Annotated in this window: 2 protein-coding genes; both read right to left on the bottom strand. The window is 42.1% G+C overall.

Going from position 1 to position 2,954, the window contains the following annotated elements:
- Positions 1-2,042 (bottom strand): heavy metal translocating P-type ATPase (locus tag LD39_RS03550; protein WP_035542964.1); only part of this gene is annotated, 2,042 nt, incomplete at its 3' end.
- A 141-nt stretch (positions 2,043-2,183) separates the two neighbouring features.
- Positions 2,184-2,510, bottom strand: a complete 327-nt coding sequence (locus tag LD39_RS03555) for a four-helix bundle copper-binding protein (RefSeq protein ID WP_035542966.1) — start codon at positions 2,508-2,510, stop codon at positions 2,184-2,186.
- Positions 2,511-2,954: the final 444 nt, after the last annotated feature.

Raw genomic sequence — 2,954 nt, forward strand, 5'->3', positions numbered from 1 at the left:
GCGTTAATTGCCACAACGATTGTACTGAAGCTCATTAAGATTGCCCCTACGGCGGGACTTAGTACAACTCCGACCGGTGCGAGTACACCCGCTGCGAGCGGAATGGCAAAAATATTATATCCAGCTGCCCACCATAGATTTTGCACCATTTTCTTATACGTATTTTTTGAAAGTTGAATGATGGACAAGATATCTTTCGGATTACTTTTGACAAGTACGATGTCTGCCGTTTCTACAGCCACATCCGTACCGCTTCCGATAGCAACGCCTACATCGGCTGTAGCTAACGCAGGGGCATCATTGACTCCATCACCCGTCATGGCGACTTTCCGACCTTCTTTTTGCACTTTTTTCACCTGATCGGCTTTATGATCCGGCAGCACTTCTGCATATACTTCATCGATACCAATTTGGTTAGCTACCCATTCAGCCACTTTTTTATTGTCTCCGGTCAACATAATGGACTGGATGTTATGCTTTTTCAATTCAGCGACTGTTTCTTTGGCCGACTCACGGACGATATCTGCCATAGCGATCATGCCGAGATAGTTTTGATCGACTATGATAAAGACGACCGTCTTGCCTTCCTCCGATAACTTATTGAAGGCTTCCGTATCATAGGAATAACCTTCTTCTTTAATGTAGCCAGGACTGACTACCTTCACTTCTTTGTCGTCCACACGCCCCTGTAGGCCTTTCCCTGTCATCGATTCAAAATTTTTAACATCTCCCAAACTAATGCCCTGATTACGTGCTTTCTCTAAGATCCCTTGAGCCAGCGGGTGTTCAGAATTTTGTTCCACACTTGCGGCCCAATAGAGCAGTCGGTCTGTTTCCTCGCCCTTTTCAGGAACAACATCGGTAACGCCAAATTCTCCCTTTGTTAAGGTACCTGTTTTATCAAAAATGACCGCATCAATAGTCCGAGCATTCTCAAATTGAGTCCGATTCCGAATCAGTAATCCCTGCTTAGCAGAAAGGGATGTAGAGACTGCTACCACTAATGGAGCCGCAAGACCTAGAGCATGGGGACACGTAATGACCATCACAGTGACCATCCGCTCAAGGGCTATATCAAACGCAAAACCAAGGGAAATCCATACTATGAACGTTGTAATCCCTGAAGCGAGAGCCAAATAAAACAACCATTTCGCTGCTCTGTTCGCGAAATCTTGAGCCCGCGACTTAGAGTTCTGTGCTTCTTTTACGAGAGTAATCACTTGAGATAAATACGTATCATCGCCAGTTTTTTTTACCCGGATCTTCAAACTGCCTTCTTTATTGATCGATCCTCCAATAACTTCATCCTCTTCGTTCTTTTCCACGGGCATGGATTCACCCGTCAGCATCGACTCATCAATGGCAGACTTTCCTTCGGAGATGGTACCGTCTACCGGTATCTTTTCTCCAGGTTTAACTAAAACAAGATCATCGGAATTTAGTTTTTGAAGTGGAACATCTTCAATCCCCCCATTTCCCTTCAAACGGTGGGCTTCGTTCGGCATCAACTTTACGAGCTCTTGAAGAGCGTTCGACGCCCCCATTACAGACTTCATTTCAATCCAGTGACCCAGAAGCATAATATCAATTAGTGTAGCAAGCTCCCAGAAAAAATTACGGCCTGACCAGCCGAAAATAACAAGAGAACTGTATCCGTAGGCCACTACGATCGCGAGACCAATCAAAGTCATCATACCAGGTTCTTTATTTTTGAGTTCGTCGACGGAACCTGTTAGAAACGGCCAGCCTCCATAGAAGAAAACGAAAGTGGCTAATCCAAATAGAACGTATTGATCAAAAGGAAATGAAAATTCCATCCCGAAAAAATTCTGAATCATCGGTGACAAAACAAGAATCGGAATAGTAACGATTAAAGAGATATAAAATCGCCGTTTAAAATCTTCAATCATACTTCCGTGGTCATAATCATGATGGTCATGACCTTCATGGCCATCATGATTATGATTGTGCCCTTCACTGCTATCATGATGCTCATGGCTATGTTCATGTCCATTGTGATGATGTTTGTTCTCCTCTGACATCCCTGACTCCTCCTGTATTTATGATTGCAACTTATTATACTATTACCTAGTAGGGGTATTATTAAACAAAGGATGAAAATAAAAATAACCGGGGATTTGTATGTTTCAAATCCCCGGTTATTTATTTTGTGTCGATATGGATTAAGCTATACTCTTACAAGCATCCGCACACTGGAAGCATGCATCGGCACATTTCCGACAATGATCGTGGTCATGTTTCTTACACTCATTTCCACAGTCTTCACAAATTTTCGCGCATACACTAGCTAGTTCAGCAGCATATGGAGTGCCTCTTACTAAAGATTGTTCCAGATAGCTGCAAATGTCCGCACATTCTCGGTCTAAACGGATACACTGAGCCATCATCTTCACATCTTCCTCTTGCAGACAAGCATCGTAACAGTGGTTACATGCCTCCATACATTCGTGCAAAGCTTTAATGGCCGTCTGATAATTTTCATGTGACATAATTAATAACCGCCTCCTTAAATGATATGGTTCACAGAAAAGATTACCCTACACCGGTATCATTAAACATATATACCAAATTATGTATCATCTGATTTTTGCCGACTTAATAGCAGCTGGGACACCCTGCCTATTACATTTATACGGAATAATAAATCGAACTTAATAGAATAATTCCACTGAAACGTATACTAATTACTGTTGATTTGGCATACTTCACCATTTCTATAGAAATAAAAACGCCCTCCCCGTTACTAATCCGGAGAGGGCTCTCTTTAGTTCACTGCTGTGAAGCAGGCCTTTTGTAGGAAATCTCTTTTTGATTGTAAAACAAGTAAAATTGAGTCAGCGATAATAAGATTATGATGGTAAAACCTAGAAAGATATTACTATAAACAGCCGTATCGCCATTAAACCCTAACCAATTAAATGGATGGGATGGGT

This window comes from Halobacillus sp. BBL2006, from assembly GCF_000786645.1.
Lineage (GTDB): Bacteria > Bacillota > Bacilli > Bacillales > Halobacillaceae > Halobacillus.